The sequence below is a fragment of the Limimaricola litoreus genome (genome assembly GCF_024159025.1).
GTDB classification, from domain to species: Bacteria; Pseudomonadota; Alphaproteobacteria; order Rhodobacterales; family Rhodobacteraceae; genus Limimaricola; species Limimaricola litoreus.
In genome coordinates, this window is record NZ_JAMYXC010000206.1 from 1 (window position 1) to 2,121 (window position 2,121).

2 protein-coding genes are annotated in these 2,121 nt (G+C 70.2%); one reads left to right on the top strand and one right to left on the bottom strand.

Going from position 1 to position 2,121, the window contains the following annotated elements; translation table 11 throughout:
* Window positions 1-753: L-idonate 5-dehydrogenase (locus NHG85_RS13330; protein ID WP_253333143.1), on the bottom strand; the 753-nt coding region annotated here is incomplete at its 3' end.
* Window positions 754-934: 181 nt separating this feature from the next.
* Here NHG85_RS13330 and NHG85_RS13335 point away from each other — a divergent pair.
* Window positions 935-1,726 (top strand): SDR family oxidoreductase, encoded by a 792-nt coding sequence (locus tag NHG85_RS13335; protein WP_253333145.1) that lies wholly within the window; start codon window positions 935-937, stop codon window positions 1,724-1,726.
* The last annotated feature ends 395 nt before the right edge of the window (window positions 1,727-2,121 follow it).

Here is a 2,121-nt window from a genome sequence, read left to right on the forward strand (position 1 = left end):
CGGCGCGATGGCCGCCGCCACGCCGGTGCATTCGAACAGGACATCGAAGCTGCCCTTGCCTTGGGCATGGGGCGAGAGCGCCTCCGGCTCGGTGCCGGTGTTGAGGGTCGCATCCGCCCCGATCGCGCGCGCGGTCTCCAGCGTGAAGTCACTCAGATCGGTCGCCACGATCTCCCCCGCGCCCGCGTGGCGCGCCGCCAAGATCGCCAGGAGCCCGATCGGCCCGCAGCCCGTAACCAGCACCCGCTTGCCCATCAGCGGACCGGCCCGGCGCGCCGCGTGCAACACCACCGCCAGCGGTTCGGCCATCGCCGCCTCGCCCGGCGTCAGCCCCTGCGCGGGCACGCATTGCGCCGCATCGACCACCAACTCCTGTCGGAACGCGCCCTGGATATGCGGAAACGGCATGGCGGAGCCATAGAACCGCATGTTCTCGCAATGGTTCGGAAGGCCGGCATGGCACTGCGCGCAGCCGCCGCAGGGGCGCGAGGGCGAAACCGCGACGAGATCGCCCACCGAGAGCCCCTCCACTCCCTCGCCGCAGGCCACGACATGGCCCGACACCTCGTGGCCGAGGATCATCGGCTCGCGCAGCCGCACCGCGCCGAAGCCGCCATGCGAGAAATAATGCAGGTCCGAGCCGCAGATCCCGCCCCGCGCCACCGCGACCCGCAGCTGCCCGGCCCCGAGCGCCTCCTCGGGCCGCTCCTCGATCCGCAGGTCACGCGCGGCGTGGATGACGACGGCCTTCATCGGGCGCACCGGCCATGATGACCGCGAAAGCGGCAGGCTTTGGGGGCGGATATGAGCGGCTGCGGCATGGTCCCTCTCTTTCATATGCGCGGGGCATGGCCGTGCCAGACCCGTCTTGACTTGCATTGTTATCGATAACATAGATGGGGACAACGCCGATGTCCACATTCAGGAGAGCCCGATGCTGCAAGGCCAAGCCTATCTCGAGTCCATGTTCGGCCTTGCCGGCCAACGCGCGCTGATCACCGGCTCCTCGCAGGGGATCGGCTATGCCTTGGCCCGCGGGCTGGCGCAGGCCGGGGCCGGCGTGGTGCTCAACGGGCGCGATGCCGCGCGGCTGGAACAGGCGCGCGAGACCCTCGCCGCCGAGCTGCCCGAGGCCGAGATCGCGACGCTGTGCTTCGACGCCACCCGCCACGAGGATGTGCGCACCGCGATCGACGGCTTCGAGGCGCAGAGCGGCGCCATCGACATCCTCGTCAACAACGCGGGCATGCAGCACCGCACCCCGCTCGAAGAGTTCCCCGCCGATCGCTTCGAGGCGCTCTTGCAGACCAACATCGCCTCGGTCTTCCACGTGGGTCAGGCGGCGGCGCGCCACATGATCGGGCGCGGGCGCGGCAAGATCATCAACATCTGCTCGGTGCAGACCGCCCTCGCCCGCCCCGGCATCGCCCCCTACACCGCCACCAAGGGCGCGGTGGGCAACCTGACCAAGGGCATGGCGACCGACTGGGCAAGGCACGGGCTGCAGTGCAACGCCATCGCTCCGGGCTATTTCGACACGCCGCTCAACGCGGCCCTCGTTGCCGATCCCGAGTTCTCCGGCTGGCTCGAAAAGCGCACCCCCGCCGGGCGCTGGGGCAATGTCGACGAGCTGGTCGGCGCCTGCGTCTTTCTGTCGTCCGAGGCGTCGAGCTTCGTCAACGGCCACGTGCTCTACGTCGACGGCGCGATCAGCGTCTCGCTCTGATCCGCCCCGGCCGCAGGACCCCGGCATGAGCCCCAAGCCCCCCCGCGGCGCGGCGATCCGCATGGCCGACGTCGCCCGCGCCGTCGGGGTCTCGGCCATGACGGTCTCGCGCGCCTTCAAGGGCGATGACAGCGTCCGGCCCGAGACCCGCGACAGGATCCTGCGAAAGGCCGAGGAGCTGGGCTATGTCTTCGACGCCACGGCGGCGAACCTGCGCCAGTCGCGCACCGGCTTCGTCGCCGTCACCGTGCCCGCGCTCAACAGCGCCAATTTCGCGGAGACGGTGCGCGCGCTGACCGAGGGGCTGGCGCGCGAGGGCGCGAGGCTCACCTTGATCTCGTCGAAGGTCTTGGCCGGGGTCAGCGGATTGAACGGGTTGTTCGTGAGTTCCTGGT

Bases quoted from the DNA above. Each gene is read 5' to 3' on its own strand.
- NHG85_RS13335 (WP_253333145.1), top strand. From the start codon at position 935: ATGCTGCAAGGCCAAGCCTATCTCGAGTCCATGTTCGGCCTTGCCGGC.